Raw genomic sequence first — 16,892 nt, 5'->3', positions numbered from 1 at the left:
GTCTCTGTTGTAGCACTCCGGCACAAGAATCGACCGGCAAACTCACGGGCGGATTCAATTACCCTGCAAGTCTAGTCGGAGCCGGTGCTACAACGCCACCATAAAAAATGAAATCCCCAACGCTTTCCAGTATGATTCGCCGCTGCTGAAAATTGCGGTCCAACGGGGGAACCCATGCCGAAAAAAAATGCCTTCTATGCACAGTCCGGCGGTGTTACAGCGGTCATTAATGCCAGCGCCTGCGGTGTTATTGAAACCGCTCGTCGACACAGCGATAAAATCGGCAAGGTCTACGCGGGCCATAATGGCATTATCGGTGCCCTGCGGGAGGACATGATTGATACCAGCAGGGAATCGGATGCCGCCATTGCGGCCCTGCGCCATACCCCCTCCGGTGCGTTCGGCTCTTGCCGGTACAAGCTGAAGAGCCTGGAAGAAAACCGCGCCGAGTACGAGCGGCTGATCCAGGTATTCAAAGCCCACAATATCGGCTACTTTTTCTACAATGGCGGTGGCGACTCTGCCGACACTTGCCTAAAAGTCTCCCAGCTCTCGGAAAAAATGGGTTATCCAATCCAGGCTATCCATATCCCGAAAACCGTGGATAACGATCTGCCCTTCACCGACAATTGCCCGGGCTTTGGCTCCGTTGCAAAATACGTGGCAATCTCTACCAAAGAAGCAAGCCTCGATGTCGCGGCAATGTGCGAGTCCTCCACCAAAGTCTTCATCCTGGAAGTCATGGGGCGCCACGCCGGATGGATTGCCGCCGCCAGTGCCATGGCGGCGGAACAGGCAGGCGACCCGCCCCATATTATTCTGTTCCCCGAGATCCCCTTCGCCCAGGAGGAGTTCATTGCCAAAGTCGAACAGACCGTCCAGCAACGGGGCTACTGTGTCATCGTCGCCTCGGAGGGAGTCCAGTACTCCGACGGCACCATGATTGCCGGATCCGTCACCACCGATGCATTCGGGCATCAGCAGCTGGGTGGACTGGCCCCCACCCTGGCCGCGATGATCAAGCACGAGCTGGGTTACAAATACCATTGGGCCGTGGCCGACTACCTGCAACGCTCGGCACGGCATATCGCTTCCGCCACAGATGTAGAACAGGCTTATGCGGTCGGCCAGGCTGCAGTGGAATACGCGTTGGCCGGCAAAAATTCTGTGATGGTGACCATCGAACGGCTGGCCGGAGAGGAGTACAGCTGGCGGCTGGGAGAAGTCGGACTGGACAAGGTGGCCAATATTGAAAAGAAGATGCCCAGTGATTTTATTTCACGCGACGGTTTCGGCATCACCCAACTGGCAAGGACCTATCTTGCGCCGCTGATCGAAGGCGAGGACTACCCACCCTATCTCAACGGTGTGCCGAACTATGCCAGGCTCGCCAAATTGCCGGTGAAAAAAAAGCTCAACACGCCCTTTGATATTTGATTAAATGAGATCCTGTTCACATTATCTGACCTCATGACTCATTGAAGCGGGAGCTCTCATGATCGCCAATTGCCCACTACGCCGCCGCTCTACTGTTTTGCTGTTCGCATGCGCACTCGCAATGGGTGTCAGTGCAGCGTCAGCGGGCCAGAAACCCTGTATTGCCATTGCCCCGCCCAAGGCCCAGCTCGGCCAGGGTGCCAGCGGACAGGACGTATCCAGCCCTGTGCAAAACATGCTGATCTCCTATCTCAGTGGACCGATGCTTGAAGTGGTGGTTCTGCAGTCCCGACTACCCGCCCAGTTGGACGCTGAGGCCAAACAATCCGGCTGTGATTACATACTGACCGCCGATGTGGACTACCAGAAAAAGAAAAGCTGGGGCAAGGCGCTGTCCATCGGGGCCGGCGTAATCTCCTCAGCGCTGCCTTACGCCGGTGTGGGCGGGAGCATGGGTAGTTTTGTCGCCGCCACCACTGCGGCAAACGTAGCTAATACCGCTGCCAGTGTGCAGATGCAGCAGGAATCCATGGAGAAACTGACGGCGGCTCAGGGCACTATCCGCAAAGGGGATTCCATTGCGCTTAACTACAAGCTGAGTAGTATCGTCGACGGCAAGAAAGTTGCCGGCAACGACTTTAATGCCAAGGCTGAACAGGACGGCCAGGACCTGCTAATCCCGATGATCGAACAGACCGCCACCGAAGTGTTCAACAAGGTAACTCAATAAAAGCAACTCAATAAAAGCAACTCAATAAAAAATTGTAGGGGGACTCTCGGCTCCCCCACCGGAAAACACAATGGTGCTGTGACCTTGAAGGAGCGGCGCCATTTTTTTGTCTCCCGCTTCACCCTTCCAGCAAAAAGGTCACCGGGCCATCATTGCACAGACTCACTTGCATATTGGCGCCAAAAATTCCCGAGGCCACATCCGGATAGAGATGCTCTGCCCTGCTCAAAAAATAATCGTAAAGTGCCTCCGCCCGATCTGGCGGTGCGGCATTGCTGAACCCCGGCCGCAACCCCTTGCCGGTATCGGCGGCCAGCGTGAACTGGGAAACTACCATCAGGCCGCCACCCGTCTGCTGAAGGTCGAGGTTCATCCTGCCCTCATCATCGGGAAAGATGCGGTAGTTGAGCACCTTGTGAAGTAATCGGGCAGCAGTTTCCTCACTGTCACCGGCCTGAACACCCAGCAACAGCAGGAGACCCGGACCAATTTCACCGACCCTGTCGCCGTTGACCTCGACAGTGGCATAGCTGACGCGCTGTATCAGTCCTAACATGGCTCCCTCCCCTACAGAACCTGATTTACTGGCGAACCCGCCAGATAAGATCGCAGATTATCTGCTGCCAGAGTGACCAAGCGCTGCCTGGCCTCACGAGCTACCCATGCGCTATGGGGCGTGACAATCAGGTTGGGCAGATCGGGGTTGAGCAGCGGGTTGCCATCGACAGGGGGCTCTTCGGTGAGCACATCCACCCCCGCACCGGCAATCTCCCCAGCTTCCAGTGCATCCGCCAGCGCCCGCTCATCCACCAGACCGCCTCTGGCACAGTTGATCAACAATGCCGACCGCTTCATCATGGCCAGCTCGCGCCGACCAATCAGGTGGCGGGTTTCCGCTGTGAGCGGGCAATGCAGACTGACCACATCGGCTTCGCGAAGCAATCTGTCCAGCGGTATGCGGGTTTCCCCACCGCTCTGTCGCCATGGCAGGGAGGCGATGGCCACTCGCATGGAAAACGCCCGACCAATCTCCGCCACCCCCTGACCCAGTCGCCCATATCCGATAATGCCGAGAGTCTTTCCCGCCAACTCTGAAACCGGGTAGTCCAGCAGGCAAAAGGTACGACTGTCGGCCCAACGCCCATCCAGTGCGGCGATATTGTAATCCGCCAGACGGGTTGTCAGCGCCAGAATCATGACCCAGGTATGCTGAACCACCGAACCGGTACCGTAGCCTGTCACATTGGTGACCACCACACCGCATGCCCTCGCGGCATTGATCTCCACCACATTGGTACCGGTGGCCAGCACGCCGATATAACGCAGCTCGGGGGTCAGGTCTGCCGGCCCGATCAATACCTTGTTGGTCAGCACCACCTCGGCGCCGGCGATGCGTTCGGCGAGTTCTGTCGGCTCGGTATTGCCATAGACTGCCCACGACAACGGCAGGTCCGTAATCGGCCGCAGATCCACATCCTGCGATCCAAGGCTGTCGGCGTCGAGAATTACCCCTTTCATATTTGCTGCCCGAAAGTTATCTTGCCATCCCACGTCATGACACTGGAGTGTACCCGATGTCCCCGAAACCGCGCATCGTCATCACCTATTGTTCGCGCTGTCAGTGGCTGCTGCGCTCGGCCTGGCTGGCGCAGGAACTGCTGAGCACCTTTGCCGATGATCTTGCAGAAGTTGTCCTGAGACCGGCAGAAATCAGCGGCACCTTCGAAATTTTTTTCGATGAGCAGTCGCTCTGGGAGCGCACCCGGGACGGCGGTTTTCCAGAGGCAAAAATACTCAAGCAACGGGTGCGCAACCTGATTGACCCCGGCCGTCCGCTGGGCCATACCGACCGATAAATACTTCACCAACGACTGACGTGCGGCACGCTAGTTTCTTCTGGCATAATGTGCCGCTTGTGACTACCCACCAGAAGAATAAGGAACAGCCATGTCAGCAAGGTTACTGAGAATTTACCAATCCATCGTTCTTCGACATCCTCTGGCTGTCTTGATTGCGGTGCTGTTGTTGGCGGTGGGCATGGCTTTCGGATTGCCGAACTTCAAGCTGGACGCCTCTGCTGACTCATTGACCCTGGAACATGACGAAGACCTGGACTATTTCCGCCAGACACTGCAACACTATGGCAGCAGTGACTTTCTGGTGGTCACCTATACCCCCAAAGAAGGGGATCTGTTTGACGATGCATCGCTGGCTACGCTGGGGGAAATTCGCGATGAACTGAAGCAGATTGAGGGCGTAGCCAATATCACCTCCATGCTCGACGTCCCGCTGCTCTACAGCCCCAAGGTCAAAGTCTCCCAACTCAAAGACGAGCCGCGCAAACTTACCGACGAGGATACTGACCGCGATCAGGCTCGCAAGGAATTTCTCGAAAGTCCCATCTATCGCAACCTGATTCTCAGCCCGGATGGTCAAACCACGGCGCTGCTGGCCACTATGGAACTGGACCGGAAATACCTTGATCTGGTTCGCAAACGGGATTCCCTACGGTTGAAGCGGGATACCGAAGGCCTGACACCGGAAGAAGAAGTCGAACTGGAACAGGTGAGCAAAGAATTCCTCGACTACCGCACCGAGCGCGCCGCCGTTGAACACCAGAGGGTGGATGAGGTGCGAGAAAAAATGGCGGCCTTTGAGGATCGCGCAGAGCTGTTCCTCGGTGGACCCAGTATGATTACCGCCGACATGATTGACTTTATCAAAAGCGATCTGCGAATTTTTGGCACCGGTATCGTGCTGTTTATCATCCTGACCCTGGCCATCATTTTCCGGCAAATTCGCTGGGTCGTTCTGCCACTGCTGACCTGTCTGCTATCGGTGGAAATCATGCTCGGTTACCTGAGCTGGATTGACTGGCGGTTGACCGTGATCTCTTCGAACTTTGTCGCACTGCTATTGATCATCACCCTGGCGCTGACCATTCACCTGATTGTTCGCTACCGCGAAATCCTGGCCGAATCTCCTGAGCGCAGCCAAATGGAACTGGTCAGTGAAACCGTCAATTACATGGCCCGCCCCTGCCTGTACACCGTGCTCACCACCGTGGTGGCTTTTGTCTCCCTTGTGGTCAGTGACATCCGACCAGTGATCGATTTTGGCTGGATGATGACCATGGGTATTACCCTGGCACTGGTACTGGCATTTGTGGTGATTCCTGCCGGCATGATGCTGCTCGGCAAGGGCCATAACAACGACAGTGGTGACAACTCGGCGGCCTATACCCTGTATTTTTCACGGTTCACCGAAAATCACGGCGGACTGGTTCTGGGCCTGGCCTTGCTGGCCGCAGTGATCAGCGGCTGGGGGATCTCCCAGTTACAGGTGGAAAACCGGTTTATAGACTATTTCCGCTCCGACACCGAAATTCATCAGGGGCTCTCCGTTATCGATGAAAAGCTGGGGGGCACCACACCACTCGATATCATTCTGGATGCACCCGACACAGCCACGTCACACGCCGGCGGAATCAATAGTGCCGATGCGGGTGAAGAAGATCCGTTTGCTGCGGAAGATCCATTTGCGGCAGAGGACCCCTTTGCTGCAGAAGACCCCTTTGCCGACGACGGCAGTACCGGCAAGGAAACTTCGACCAACAGCTACTGGTTCACAGGGGTCGGCATTCAGAAGCTGAACCAGATGCATGATTACCTGGAGTCACTTCCCGAAGTGGGCAAAGTCAATTCGCTGGCAATGATCACCGACGTCGCCGAAGACCTGATGGGCCACCGCCTGAACGATCTGGAACTGGCCTTTCTCCGCAACAGCCTGTCCCGGGACAATGCCGCTTTTCTGGTTGATCCCTACATTGACGACGAACTGAATCAGGCCCGCATCACTTTGCGCATCCGGGAAACCGGCGGCGAGCTGAAACGACCGGAACTACTGGAAAATATTCGCCAGTTTGCTATGGACGAGGTGGGCTTACAGGAAGACCAGGTGCATCTAACCAGCCTGCTGGTACTCTACAACAACATGCTGCAAAGCCTGTTCCGCTCCCAGATTTTGACCCTCGGGGCCGTATTTATCGGCATCATGGCCATGTTTCTGGTGCTGTTCCGCTCCCTGTCCATTTCCCTCATTGCCATCCTCCCAAACATGCTTGCCGCCACCGTGGTCCTCGGCGGCATGGGGCTTGCCAGAATCCCCTTGGACATGATGACCATTACCATCGCGGCTATTACAGTGGGTATTGGTGTGGATCACGCGATTCACTACATTACCCGTTTCCGGCGGGAATTTGCCGTGGATCGCGACTATATCGCCACCATGCACCGGGCTCATGCCAGCATTGGACGGGCACTGTTTTACACGGCTATCACCATTATCATTGGCTTCTCCATTCTGGCACTGTCGAACTTCATCCCTTCCGTCTACTTCGGTCTGCTCACCGGTTTGGCCATGCTGGCAGCGTTACTCGGCTCCATGACCTTACTGCCAAAACTGATTCTGATATTCAAGCCTTTCGGCAAGTAACAGGGGCTCTAAAAACCGCAACGGCTCATCGTCTGTTGCGGTTTTTGGTCCTATCAACTGGTTCCCTGCTACACTTTTTACAAAACAACCTATAAGTACAAACCTGCCGGAGAGCATTCCAACTATGCCGTTTCAACCCTGGGAACTGGTGGCCGGACTGGGCATTTTCCTTTACGGGATGATGGTTCTGGAACAGGCGTTACGCACACTCGGTACCCGCGCCTTCCGTCGCATACTGAGGGATTACACCAACACGCCGGTACGCGGTGTCATGATGGGTGTCGTCAGTACTGCCTGCCTGCAGAGCAGCTCCATGGTCGGCCTTATCGTGCTGGCCTTTGTGGGGGCGGGCATCCTCACCATGGCCAACGCCCTGGGGGTCATTTTCGGCGCCAGCCTGGGAACCACCTTCACCGGATGGATTGTCGCCACCATCGGTTTCAAGCTCAGCCTCACAGAATATGCCTTGCCGCTACTGGCTGTGGGGACGCTCGGTACCGTATTTATCAGCACAGAACACCGACGCCACAGTCAGGCCAGGCTGTTGCTCGGACTGGGACTGCTGCTGATGGGGCTCGATTTTATGAAAACCAGCATGGGGACGCTGGTCGAGCAGAGTGTTCCGGGGGTATTTGCCGATTACCCGATCCTGCTCTATGCGCTGGGGGGGCTGCTATTTACGGCATTGGTTCAATCCAGCTCAGCCACCATGATGATTGTACTGAGCGCTATTCACGCCGGGATTATGCCACTCACCACCGCGGCAGCCATCATGGCAGGCGCAAATCTGGGAACCACCGTCACGGTTGTTCTGGGGAGCTTGAAAGGCTCTCCGGACAAACACCGGGTGGCGCTGGCCCACTTTATCTTTCATCTGCTGTCCAGCCTGATCGGGCTGGTGCTCCTGTACCCGATCCTGCAGCTGATTACCGAGACCCTGACGGTACAGGATCCCATGTACGCCGTGGTGCTGTTCCACTCCCTGTTTAACCTGTTTGCGATTATCCTGTTCCTGCCCTTCGTCTCACCATTCGCCCGTTGGCTGAAAAACCGCTTTGCCGACGAAGATGGCAGTGGTTGCCAATTCATCACCAAGGTTCCGGCCAGCGTCAGCGATGCCGCCAGTGAAGCCATTCACCAGGAAGTGATCCGGCTGTTTTACCGGGTCATCATCCTCAATCTTCGGGTTCTGAAAATACGCCCACAAGAACTGCTACAGGAATACGAGGGCTATCCGGTATATCGTGAAATCAGCCTCAAAAACCCCAGCTACGATGACCAGTACGCGGATATCAAACACACCGAACAGCAAATCCTGCACTACGCCAACCGGGTCTTGCAGGAAAAGGCCAGTAGCGATGAAGCACAGATTGTTTCCGGGCTGCTGCACGCGGCCAGAGATATGGTCTTCAGTGCCAAAAGCTTCAAGGATATACGACTCAACATCGTGGAGTTGCGGATGCAGTCCGACGATGAGGAAATGATAGAAACCATCCGCCACGACATCCGTACCATTTACCGGCACCTGCTCAACCTGCTGGAAAAGACCGACCCCATACTGATTGCCGAAAAGCGCGAGCAACTGGACACCGAAATCAATTTGTCCCACGACCGTCTCCATCAAATGATTACCCGCCACAGCAGCGGTGATGGTATCGGTGTCCCTCTTTCGACACTACTCAATGTCAACCGGGAAATGCTGGTATCCAACCAGATGCTGGCAACGGCCCTCAGGGATCTGGTCGAGGCCAGGTAGCCACCGGAATTCCATTTGGCAACTTGCCACTCATGCGCCGTTTGCCACCCCGCAGGCAACTGATTATAGTCGTGAGCGAACTTCTGAAGACGGAGAACATGACGGATGAAAACACGAGCAGCGGTCGCTTTTGGCGCAGGCAAACCCCTCGAGGTGGTTGAGGTTGACCTGCAGGGACCGAGAGCCGGGGAAGTGCTGGTGGAGATCAAGGCCACCGGCGTTTGTCACACCGATGCATTCACCCTCTCCGGCGATGACCCGGAAGGCGCTTTCCCGACCATTCTCGGTCACGAGGGTGCCGGAGTCGTGGTGGAAGTGGGCGCCGGGGTTAAAAACCTCAAGCCCGGCGATCACGTGATTCCCCTCTACACCCCGGAATGCCGGGAGTGCGATTTCTGCCTCAACCCGAAAACCAATCTCTGTCAGGCTATCCGAAGTACCCAGGGCCAGGGATTGATGCCCGACGGCACCAGCCGGTTTTCCCTCGACGGACAACCCCTGTTGCACTACATGGGCTGCTCCACTTTTGCCAACTTTACCGTGCTGCCGGAGATCGCTCTGGCGAAGGTCCGCGAGGACGCGCCCTTCGAAAAGATCTGCTACATCGGCTGCGGGGTTACCACCGGCATCGGTGCGGTGGCCTTCACCATGAAAGTGGAACCGGGCTCCACCGTCGCCGTATTTGGCCTCGGCGGTATCGGCCTCAATGTCATCCAGGGTGCCCGAATGGTTGGCGCTACCCGGATCATCGGCATCGACCTGAACCCCGCCAAGGCTGCGCTGGCAAAACAGTTTGGCATGACCGATTTCGTCAACCCGTCAGAGGTGGACGATGTGGTTGGGCACCTGGTGGAAATCACTGGCGGCGGGGTGGACTACAGCTTCGAGTGTATTGGCAATGTCAATGTCATGCGCCAGGCACTGGAATGCTGCCACAAAGGTTGGGGGGAAAGCTGTATCGTCGGTGTCGCCGGGGCCGGCAAGGAAATTGCCACACGCCCGTTTCAGTTGGTCACCGGGCGCTCCTGGCGCGGCACGGCTTTCGGCGGCGCGCGGGGGCGCACCGATGTCCCCCGAATTGTCGACTGGTACATGGATGGCAAAATTGACATCGACTCGCTAATCACCCACACCATGCCGCTGGACGACATCAACCGGGCTTTCGACCTGATGCACGCCGGCGAGAGCATTCGCTCGGTGATCCGCTACTAGCGCTACCAGGAAGAGGCCCGACCATGGAACAAATCGACGCCCATCGCTGTTTTGACGGCCAGCAGCTCCGCTTCCGGCACCGGGCGGATTCGCTCAACTGCGACATGACATTCTCCATCTACCTGCCACCCCAGGCCGATCAGCGGGCTGTGCCGGCACTGTACTGGCTGTCCGGCCTAACCTGCACGGATGAAAATTTCGTTATCAAGGCGGGGGCGCAGCGCTATGCGGCAGAATACGGTATCGCGCTGATAGCGCCGGACACCAGCCCCCGTGGTGAAGGGGTGCCCGATGATCTGGCGGGGGCCTATGATTTTGGTCTGGGCGCCGGATTTTATCTCAACGCCACCCGGCAGCCCTGGCAGAAACACTACCGTATGTACGATTATGTCGTGGAGGAGTTGCCTCGTCTTATCAATGACCACTTTCCAGTGGATAATGAAAAGATCGCCATATCCGGCCACTCCATGGGCGGCCACGGCGCCCTGACCGTCGCCCTGAAAAACCCCCAACGCTATCGCTCAGTCTCCGCGTTTGCACCGGTCTGCTCCCCGATGCGCTGCCCCTGGGGTGAAAAAGCCCTCGGCACTTACCTGGGAAACGACCGGGACGACTGGCGACAATACGACAGCTGCGAACTGATCAGGCAGGCATCACATCACCTGCCCATACTGGTCGATCAGGGTAAAGCGGATGACTTTCTCGACGCACAACTGAAACCCCACCTGCTGGCCGATGCGGCGCAACAGGCGGGCTACCCGCTGGATATCCGCTATCGACCGGGTTATGACCACAGCTATTTCTTTATCAGCTCCTTTATCGGCGATCACCTCCGTTTTCACGCCCGGTACCTCTAACGTCACAGGGAATAAAATGAAATTTCACGACTATCTACTCAAAAAAAAGGCAAGGGCCCTGGGCATCAAGATCAACCATATGGATAGAGTTTCGTCATCCTCCGTCATTTATGCGGAAACCCCTGTATCCCTAGGCAGCACCAGAATCATTAACGATGGTATTGAGGGGATGTCATTTGGCGCATACAGCTATGTCCGCAGTGGCATGATCAGCAACGTGGCAAGCATTGGACGGTTTTGCTCTCTGGGGCAAAATGTCACGCTGGGGCAAAGCAAGAGAATTCATCCAGTTGACTGGGCCTCGAACAGCATCTATCTGTGCACGGATTACCAATACGTTGCCACCCCCACCATCATCCAAAATGATGTCTGGATTGGCCAGGATGTGGTTGTGATGGAGGGCCTGACGGTGGGCAATGGCGCTATTATTGGAAGAAATTCCGTCGTCACGAAAAATGTGCTGCCCTATCAGATTGTTGCCGGTAATCCAGCCAGACCCATCCGGTTTCGTTTTGAAGATGCACTGATCGAACAGTTACTGCACAGCCAGTGGTGGACGCGAGATATTCATGCACTTCGGCAACTCGATTATAGGAATGTCGCACGTTTCACCGAGCAGGTCTGCGCCACTCAAGAACCGGCGATTTACCCGACGATTAGAATTACCCGCCACAAAATCACACGGATCGACCGGAAGTAAACCCTTCTTTCCCACCAGATCGCTTGCTTTATCGCCGGGATTCGATTTTTCCCGGGCGACCCACAATGTTATTGAATACTGTTTATATATACAGTATTTTAATGCTATGAAAACACCCCTTTTGATACCGACCACCTCTGACCGCGGCATACCCCTGTTCGGCTCAACGGTAAGAGCGGGCTTTCCAAGTCCCGCAGACGATTTTGTCGAGAGACCGCTGGATATTCACGACTACCTGGTGAAACATCCGGCTGCCACGTTCTTTGCCCGTGCCGAAGGCGATTCAATGACCGGCTTCGGCATTTTCAGCGGCGACCTGCTGGTGGTGGATCGCGCCCTGCAACCCCAACATGGCGATGTGGTGATTGCCGCCATCGACGGTGAACTGACCTGCAAGGTGCTGGATCTCAACGAGCGGTTACTGCGCGCCGGGAACCTACGCTATCCCCCTATTGAACTGCACGACAATGCCGAATTGATCATTGAGGGAGTCGTCATCCATTCCGTGCGCCATCACCGATGTTTGCGCTAGTTGACTGCAACAGCTGCTACGCCAGTTGTGAACAGATTTTTCGACCGGATCTGCGTAACAAACCCGTGGTGGTATTGAGTAATAACGATGGCTGCGTGATTGCCCGCTCAAAAGAGGCCAAGGCGCTCGGCGTTCCCGACCTGCAAGCCTATTTCAAGATCCGGCCGTTGCTGGAGCGGCACAAAGTCAGTGTATTTTCCGGTAACTTTCGGCTCTATGGCGATATATCCCGCCGGGTGATGGACAGTCTGCGCCACTTCAGCCCGAACATCGAAATTTACAGTATCGACGAAATGTTTCTGGATCTGGCCGGCATGGATCTGCCGTTGCAACCGTACGGCCTGACCATCAAACGAGCCATCTGGCAACAGGTACGCATGCCGGTCAGTGTCGGCCTGGCACCCAGTAAAACGTTGGCGAAACTGGCCAACTACGGCGCAAAGAACATCCCGGGGTGCGAAGGTGTCTGTCTGCTGGATAGCCCTCGAAAATGGCAGTGGTTGCTGCGTCAGGTGCCAACCACCCGGGTATGGGGCATCGGTTCACGACTCGGTCAGAAGCTGGCCGGAATGGGTATTCACAGTGCCGGGGAACTGGCCGACAGCAACCCGAAAATGATCCGTCGGCGTTTCAATGTCTGTGTCGAGCGTACCGTAGCAGAGCTAAACGGCATTTCCTGTCTGGCACTGGAAGAGGTACCACCCGACAAAAAACAGATTTACTGCACGCGGTCTTTCGGTCGGAAACCCACCACCATGGAACCCCTGCTGAAGGCGGTCAGCCTCTATGCCAGCAACGCGGCGGAAAAACTGCGCGGGCAACAGCATCTGGTCCGGACCATCCAGGTATTTATTCATACATCGCCCCACCAGCCTGACTACTACAGTAATAGCACAGTGGTACAACTGCCCTTTGCTACCGACGACAGTCGGCTGATCGCCGCCCATGCCAGACAGGCAGTGCGGGCCATCTACCGGCCGGGTCATGCCTACCTGAAAGCCGGAGTCGGCCTGATTGAGCTGATTTCACGCCGGCATCATCAGGCCGACATTTTTCAGAATCATCAAAGTGTCCACACCGACACGCTGATGCAGACACTGGATGCCATCAACCGGCGCTATGGACGCGGTGCCGCTTTTCTCGCCAGCGCAGGGCGCCGTCAGGGCTGGCCGATGCGCCAGCAGTATTGCTCACCGGCCTACACTACCCGCTGGCATGATCTGCCCGTTATCCGGACTTGATGCCATTGACGACGTTCAAGCTCAGGCGACCTGGCCCATTTTCCAGGAACCGCGACCCCGGTCCGTTTCGCGCCACAACTGGTCACTGAGGGATGCTACCGTCTCGACACAGCCACCATAAATCCAGCGCGCCAGGGCTGTGGCGACATCGGGGTAGCTGATGCGGGGCGCCACCGGCTCGCAATCAAACCAGAACGCCAGGGCGGCGCGATCAATGCGGTCCTCGATGGCAGCGTAACCGAGCTGCTCCAGGGCGGCGGCATTGGCCAGTTGTTCTATCTGTCCACGGAGCGGCTTGGCCATAATCCGCTTGCCAAGTTGCAGGGCTTCACTGATCAATTCAAATCCTGCATTACAGATCACCCAATGGCTGTCGATCAGATCCTGCTGGAAACCGTCCCGACTCAGCGGACGAGTATGCAAATGACCATCGTCACGCCAACGTTGACCCGGGGCGTAAATGTAAAACTCATAGTGGGGAAACTGGCGAAACAGTGGCAATAGTGCATCCTGATCTTCAAACGGCAGGTAGACCAGCACCCGCCTTTCCGTATCTCCCCGGTGCGCAAGGCCGTGCGCAAAATCCACAATCGGCGGCAATATCGGCTGATCGAAATGGTGCCAGTGCAGGCCCACCGGAGTGGTGACTGGCGCAAACCGTCGCAGGATCGTACGACTCAGCAGGTTTCCGCCACGCAGAGGAACCGGAAAAGAGAACGCATACTGGTGACCGATACCGACACAGGGAATACCCTGGCGACGCGCCGCTCTGGCAGTGACTGGCTCGTAGTCACTGATCACCAGATCGTAGCCTGTCAGATCCAGCGCCCTGATATCCCGGTGCAACGTCAGCAGACTGGCATGCTGCAAAGTCTTCAGCGGTTGCAGTTGCCCGGCACTGGTCTGAAAGGTCAGTCCGCGGCGACACTGGAAATCATCAAACGGTGCCATATCAAAATACGCGTCCCGCGGCCTGCCGGAAAACAACCAGTCCACCTGGACATCCGGATAATGATCAAGTGCCCTGGCCATCGCCCGGGCACGGGAAAGATGCCCGTTACCCGTGCCCTGCACACCGTAGAAAATTCTCATAACAAGCTGCCTGTTAATTGCAGGGCAACCCAGGCAAGGCTGCCACCAAGCAGGGCGCCCGCCAGCGTATCCAACGGAAAATGAACGCCCAGTATCACTCGGGACAGGGCCACCAACGACGCCCAGCCATAGAGGTAGACCGCGATGCCAACAGGTGGCAGAAGTATTGTCAGTGCTGTGGCGACCAGAAACGCACCCGAGGTATGCCCGGAGGGGAAACTGAATTCATCCGATGCCGTAATCACACTCTGGTAACCGGGAATGGCCCGGGGCGGCCGGTTGCGTCTGAAGCTGTTTTTCAGCACGTAATAGCTGGCCCGTTCAATGGCAAAACCGACTGTCAGCACAATCAGTAACTGTACCGCCAGGGAGATCGAGAACAGTGCCGCCAATGCGGGGGCCGCAGGATAGAGCCAGCCATCGGCACTGCAAGAGACCAGACGGGCAAACCTTCGAATGCCCTTGCGGGTATTCCACTGCACAATACGCAAAAAGGTGGCAACATCGAGCAAGTGGAGTGTTTGTAACGCTTTTGGTGTTGTCATAAATCACACATTAGGCAGCCCGTGTGACAACCACATGAACAAAATATGACCATCCTGTGAAACAGGTCGCCGTCACAACTTTGCAGCTGGTAAAGTGTCAAACTAAAGGATAGCGGACGATTTGAGGGCTGAAATGCGGATCACAGGTATCGGACAGGCGGCGCTGATGCTGCTGGCAATGCTTGCCATCCAGGTGCAGGGTCAGCAGGTTGTCTACAAATCCGTCGATATCAATGGCAATGTGGTTTACAGCGATGCACCACTGGAAAACGCCGTGCTGGTGGAGACCATTACTCTGCCGGACACCGCCGGGAAAGACGGCGTTCAAGATGACGCGAACGCCCGTATCGAGCAGATGGCCAACACCACGGAACGCCTGCAACAGGACCGGGAAAAAAGAACCCAGGCCCGCAGGGAGGCGGAAGAGGCCCTGATGCCCGAACAATTGACCACACCGCCGGTGATCTACCGGGAAGAGCACTATTACAACAATTATTACCCCCGTTACAATCGCTATCCCTATCGTCCCTTCTGGCAAAAGCAAAAACCCCAGCGGTATCCCCCACGCTATCGCAGTGGTGAGCGTTACAATAACGACAGCCTGCTGGTACCGAAATCAAAACTGCTGACACCCTCTCCGCATCAATGAGAAAATCCCGGGCCGATTCTGATCGCACCGGAACTCACCCAGGCTCATCGCCACTTGCCGGAACGAAGTAAACCATGACAGAAACCACCAGACTGCCGCTTTTTCCGCTGACTCAGCCACTTTTTCCGGGCACGACGCTCAATCTGCAAATTTTTGAGCAGCGCTATCTGCGGATGATCACCGAGTGTTTTAAAAAAGAGCAGCCCTTCGGGGTCGTGCCCATTCTGGAGGGGCCTGAAGTCGGCGCAGTGCCCCGGGTCTACCCCTGGGGAGCCATTGCCGAGATTATCGATTGGAGCCAACTTGAAAACGGCCTGTTGGGTATCGTGATACGCGGTAATCAACGGTTTCAGTTACTCAATAGCGAGGCGGAGCAGGATGGCCTGGTCACCGGCATTATTCGATTCTGCCCCCCGGACGAACCGCTTGAACTGGACGATTCAACGGCGGATCTGCTCGATTTGCTAATGGCGCTGGCGGAGGGTGACCCTGTTGTCCAGCAAACCTTTGTCGCCCCCCAGGATGGCAATGCACTGGGCTGGCAGTTGGCCCGCCTGCTGCCCATCGAGCTGGAGCTGCGAATCAGCCTGCTGGAGCTGGATGATCCGGTCGAACGCCTGCAACAGATTCGCAGCTGGCTAATCGCAATGAGTCAGCGCTAACCACCGCACTAACCAGCCACACTGGCCCGCAAGCGGCTGACAAGGGCTGGCAATAATTCGTCACAGGGCGTGGTTAATTTCAGGGACAACAGCTCATCCGCCCGGGTTTTGCCCTGATTGATCATCGCAATCGGTTTGCCCTGCGCAACTGCCCAGCGACAAAACCGGAACCCGGAATAAACCATCAGGGAGGAACCCACCACCAACAGGGCCCCGGCACGCTGAAGTTCTGCGGCCGCTTCTGCAACTACCTGCGGCGGCACCGTGCCGCCGAAAAAGACCGCATCCGGCTTGAGAACACCCCCGCAATACCGGCATTCGCACACCTGTAGCACCGAATAATCCAGATCATCCAGCTCCGCATCACCATCCGGGCCGACGTCACCCACCCGTTGCGCAAAAGATGGGTTGTGCTGCTCCAGCCAACGCTGAATGTCCTCCCGGTGGAATAATGCTTCACAACCCAGGCAGCGCACGCGGTCAATGCGCCCGTGAAGGTCTATCACCCGGCGACTCCCCGCCCGCTGGTGCAGTCCATCCACATTCTGGGTCACGACTGAACGAATCATACCCAGCGCTTCCATCCCAGCCAGGGCAAGGTGCGAGGGACTGGGGTGTGCATCACGCATAAAGCGCCAGCCCACCATATTGCGGGCCCAGAAGCGCTGCCGGGCACTGTGGTCATGGAGGAAATCCCGGTGCTGCACCGGTGGTCTGCGCTGCCAGAGCCCCTCACTGTTCCGGTAAGTCGGTACGCCCGACGAGGCACTGATACCGGCGCCACTCAACACCAGCAAATCTGGATGGCGGTGCACAAAATCAGCCAACAGCTGCAGGGGATTGTTGTCCGTCATGGTGGCTGATTGTGCCCCGCTTTTACGATTGTCGCCAATAGCCGCCATATTGCGCCTGCCGAATAGAAAATTATCACTGGATCATCAGGACTTATCTGCCCTGCGACGATATAATGTGCGGTCCTGAAATC

At 56.5% G+C, this 16,892-nt stretch carries 17 protein-coding genes; 12 read left to right on the top strand and 5 right to left on the bottom strand.

From position 1 onward, the window contains the following. The first annotated feature begins 174 nt into the window (after positions 1–174). On the top strand, positions 175–1,437 hold the full coding sequence (locus QZ516_RS05615; RefSeq protein ID WP_297187418.1) for a 6-phosphofructokinase: 1,263 nt from the start codon (positions 175–177) through the stop codon (positions 1,435–1,437). Positions 1,438–1,495: 58 nt separating this feature from the next. Further along, on the top strand, positions 1,496–2,167 hold the full coding sequence (locus QZ516_RS05610; protein ID WP_297187417.1) for a hypothetical protein: 672 nt from the start codon (positions 1,496–1,498) through the stop codon (positions 2,165–2,167). Between the two features lie 118 nt (positions 2,168–2,285). On the opposite strand, the gene dtd is transcribed toward QZ516_RS05610, so the two are convergent. Both dtd and QZ516_RS05600 read right to left on the bottom strand, forming a co-directional pair. Continuing rightward, positions 2,286–2,723 (bottom strand): D-aminoacyl-tRNA deacylase, encoded by a 438-nt coding sequence (dtd, locus tag QZ516_RS05605; RefSeq protein WP_297187416.1) that lies wholly within the window; start codon positions 2,721–2,723, stop codon positions 2,286–2,288. Positions 2,724–2,734: 11 nt separating this feature from the next. Beyond that, the gene (locus QZ516_RS05600) at positions 2,735–3,685 is read right to left on the bottom strand and encodes a D-2-hydroxyacid dehydrogenase (protein WP_297187415.1); all 951 of its coding nucleotides are present in this window, start codon (positions 3,683–3,685) and stop codon (positions 2,735–2,737) included. A gap of 56 nt (positions 3,686–3,741) precedes the next feature. Here QZ516_RS05600 and QZ516_RS05595 point away from each other — a divergent pair, with 56 nt between their 5' ends. The 8 genes from QZ516_RS05595 (at position 3,742) to QZ516_RS05560 (ending at position 12,959) form a co-directional block, all read left to right on the top strand. Next, positions 3,742–4,023, top strand: coding sequence for a SelT/SelW/SelH family protein (locus tag QZ516_RS05595; protein ID WP_297187414.1), 282 nt, complete (start codon positions 3,742–3,744; stop codon positions 4,021–4,023). A gap of 91 nt (positions 4,024–4,114) precedes the next feature. Beyond that, positions 4,115–6,661: an MMPL family transporter gene (locus tag QZ516_RS05590; RefSeq protein WP_297187412.1), complete on the top strand. Its 2,547-nt coding sequence runs from the start codon at positions 4,115–4,117 to the stop codon at positions 6,659–6,661. Between the two features lie 124 nt (positions 6,662–6,785). Next, positions 6,786–8,417: a Na/Pi symporter gene (locus QZ516_RS05585; protein ID WP_297187410.1), complete on the top strand. Its 1,632-nt coding sequence runs from the start codon at positions 6,786–6,788 to the stop codon at positions 8,415–8,417. 105 nt (positions 8,418–8,522) lie between these two features. Then, the gene (locus tag QZ516_RS05580) at positions 8,523–9,629 is read left to right on the top strand and encodes an S-(hydroxymethyl)glutathione dehydrogenase/class III alcohol dehydrogenase (protein WP_297187409.1); all 1,107 of its coding nucleotides are present in this window, start codon (positions 8,523–8,525) and stop codon (positions 9,627–9,629) included. 23 nt (positions 9,630–9,652) lie between these two features. Next, positions 9,653–10,486, top strand: a complete 834-nt coding sequence (gene fghA, locus QZ516_RS05575; protein WP_297187407.1) for an S-formylglutathione hydrolase — start codon at positions 9,653–9,655, stop codon at positions 10,484–10,486. A gap of 16 nt (positions 10,487–10,502) precedes the next feature. Next, the gene (locus QZ516_RS05570; protein WP_297187405.1) at positions 10,503–11,186 is read left to right on the top strand and encodes a CatB-related O-acetyltransferase; all 684 of its coding nucleotides are present in this window, start codon (positions 10,503–10,505) and stop codon (positions 11,184–11,186) included. Between the two features lie 106 nt (positions 11,187–11,292). After that, positions 11,293–11,718, top strand: coding sequence for a translesion error-prone DNA polymerase V autoproteolytic subunit (gene umuD / locus QZ516_RS05565; RefSeq protein WP_297187402.1), 426 nt, complete (start codon positions 11,293–11,295; stop codon positions 11,716–11,718). Beyond that, positions 11,706–12,959 carry a Y-family DNA polymerase gene (locus tag QZ516_RS05560; RefSeq protein ID WP_297187400.1) on the top strand — a complete coding sequence of 418 codons (1,254 nt, stop codon included), beginning with the start codon at positions 11,706–11,708 and terminating at the stop codon, positions 12,957–12,959. Before umuD ends, QZ516_RS05560 begins: the two co-directional genes overlap by 13 nt. Positions 12,960–12,980: 21 nt before the next feature. Here QZ516_RS05560 and QZ516_RS05555 read toward each other — a convergent pair whose 3' ends face one another. Both QZ516_RS05555 and QZ516_RS05550 read right to left on the bottom strand, forming a co-directional pair. After that, on the bottom strand, positions 12,981–14,051 hold the full coding sequence (locus QZ516_RS05555) for an MJ1255/VC2487 family glycosyltransferase (RefSeq protein ID WP_297187397.1): 1,071 nt from the start codon (positions 14,049–14,051) through the stop codon (positions 12,981–12,983). Beyond that, positions 14,048–14,596 carry a phosphatase PAP2 family protein gene (locus QZ516_RS05550; protein WP_297187395.1) on the bottom strand — a complete coding sequence of 183 codons (549 nt, stop codon included), beginning with the start codon at positions 14,594–14,596 and terminating at the stop codon, positions 14,048–14,050. The genes QZ516_RS05555 and QZ516_RS05550 overlap by 4 nt, the downstream gene beginning before the upstream one ends. 121 nt (positions 14,597–14,717) lie before the next feature. Between QZ516_RS05550 and QZ516_RS05545 the strand changes: the two genes are divergently transcribed. Together QZ516_RS05545 and QZ516_RS05540 are read left to right on the top strand one after the other, a co-directional pair. Next, positions 14,718–15,245 (top strand): DUF4124 domain-containing protein, encoded by a 528-nt coding sequence (locus QZ516_RS05545; RefSeq protein WP_297187392.1) that lies wholly within the window; start codon positions 14,718–14,720, stop codon positions 15,243–15,245. 74 nt (positions 15,246–15,319) lie between these two features. Next, positions 15,320–15,907 (top strand): LON peptidase substrate-binding domain-containing protein, encoded by a 588-nt coding sequence (locus QZ516_RS05540; RefSeq protein ID WP_297187390.1) that lies wholly within the window; start codon positions 15,320–15,322, stop codon positions 15,905–15,907. An 8-nt stretch (positions 15,908–15,915) separates the two neighbouring features. Here the strand turns inward: QZ516_RS05540 and QZ516_RS05535 are convergent, their stop codons facing one another. Then, the gene (locus tag QZ516_RS05535; RefSeq protein ID WP_297187387.1) at positions 15,916–16,761 is read right to left on the bottom strand and encodes an NAD-dependent protein deacetylase; all 846 of its coding nucleotides are present in this window, start codon (positions 16,759–16,761) and stop codon (positions 15,916–15,918) included. Positions 16,762–16,892: the final 131 nt, after the last annotated feature.

Origin of the sequence: uncultured Porticoccus sp., assembly GCF_913061305.1 — a bacterium.
Lineage (GTDB): Bacteria > Pseudomonadota > Gammaproteobacteria > Pseudomonadales > Porticoccaceae > Porticoccus.
Note: the sequence above shows the minus strand (reverse complement) of the source record. Positions and strands in the feature narration are given on the sequence as shown.

Excerpts from the sequence above, each read along its gene's own strand:
- QZ516_RS05615 (WP_297187418.1), top strand. The coding sequence starts at position 175 with ATGCCGAAAAAAAATGCCTTCTATGCACAGTCCGGCGGTGTTACAGCG.
- QZ516_RS05610 (WP_297187417.1), top strand. The coding sequence starts at position 1,496 with ATGATCGCCAATTGCCCACTACGCCGCCGCTCTACTGTTTTGCTGTTC.
- dtd (WP_297187416.1), bottom strand. The coding sequence starts at position 2,723 with ATGTTAGGACTGATACAGCGCGTCAGCTATGCCACTGTCGAGGTCAAC.
- QZ516_RS05600 (WP_297187415.1), bottom strand. The coding sequence starts at position 3,685 with ATGAAAGGGGTAATTCTCGACGCCGACAGCCTTGGATCGCAGGATGTG.
- QZ516_RS05595 (WP_297187414.1), top strand. The coding sequence starts at position 3,742 with ATGTCCCCGAAACCGCGCATCGTCATCACCTATTGTTCGCGCTGTCAG.
- QZ516_RS05590 (WP_297187412.1), top strand. The coding sequence starts at position 4,115 with ATGTCAGCAAGGTTACTGAGAATTTACCAATCCATCGTTCTTCGACAT.
- QZ516_RS05585 (WP_297187410.1), top strand. The coding sequence starts at position 6,786 with ATGCCGTTTCAACCCTGGGAACTGGTGGCCGGACTGGGCATTTTCCTT.
- QZ516_RS05580 (WP_297187409.1), top strand. The coding sequence starts at position 8,523 with ATGAAAACACGAGCAGCGGTCGCTTTTGGCGCAGGCAAACCCCTCGAG.
- fghA (WP_297187407.1), top strand. The coding sequence starts at position 9,653 with ATGGAACAAATCGACGCCCATCGCTGTTTTGACGGCCAGCAGCTCCGC.
- QZ516_RS05570 (WP_297187405.1), top strand. The coding sequence starts at position 10,503 with ATGAAATTTCACGACTATCTACTCAAAAAAAAGGCAAGGGCCCTGGGC.
- umuD (WP_297187402.1), top strand. The coding sequence starts at position 11,293 with ATGAAAACACCCCTTTTGATACCGACCACCTCTGACCGCGGCATACCC.
- QZ516_RS05560 (WP_297187400.1), top strand. The coding sequence starts at position 11,706 with ATGTTTGCGCTAGTTGACTGCAACAGCTGCTACGCCAGTTGTGAACAG.
- QZ516_RS05555 (WP_297187397.1), bottom strand. The coding sequence starts at position 14,051 with ATGAGAATTTTCTACGGTGTGCAGGGCACGGGTAACGGGCATCTTTCC.
- QZ516_RS05550 (WP_297187395.1), bottom strand. The coding sequence starts at position 14,596 with ATGACAACACCAAAAGCGTTACAAACACTCCACTTGCTCGATGTTGCC.
- QZ516_RS05540 (WP_297187390.1), top strand. The coding sequence starts at position 15,320 with ATGACAGAAACCACCAGACTGCCGCTTTTTCCGCTGACTCAGCCACTT.
- QZ516_RS05535 (WP_297187387.1), bottom strand. The coding sequence starts at position 16,761 with ATGACGGACAACAATCCCCTGCAGCTGTTGGCTGATTTTGTGCACCGC.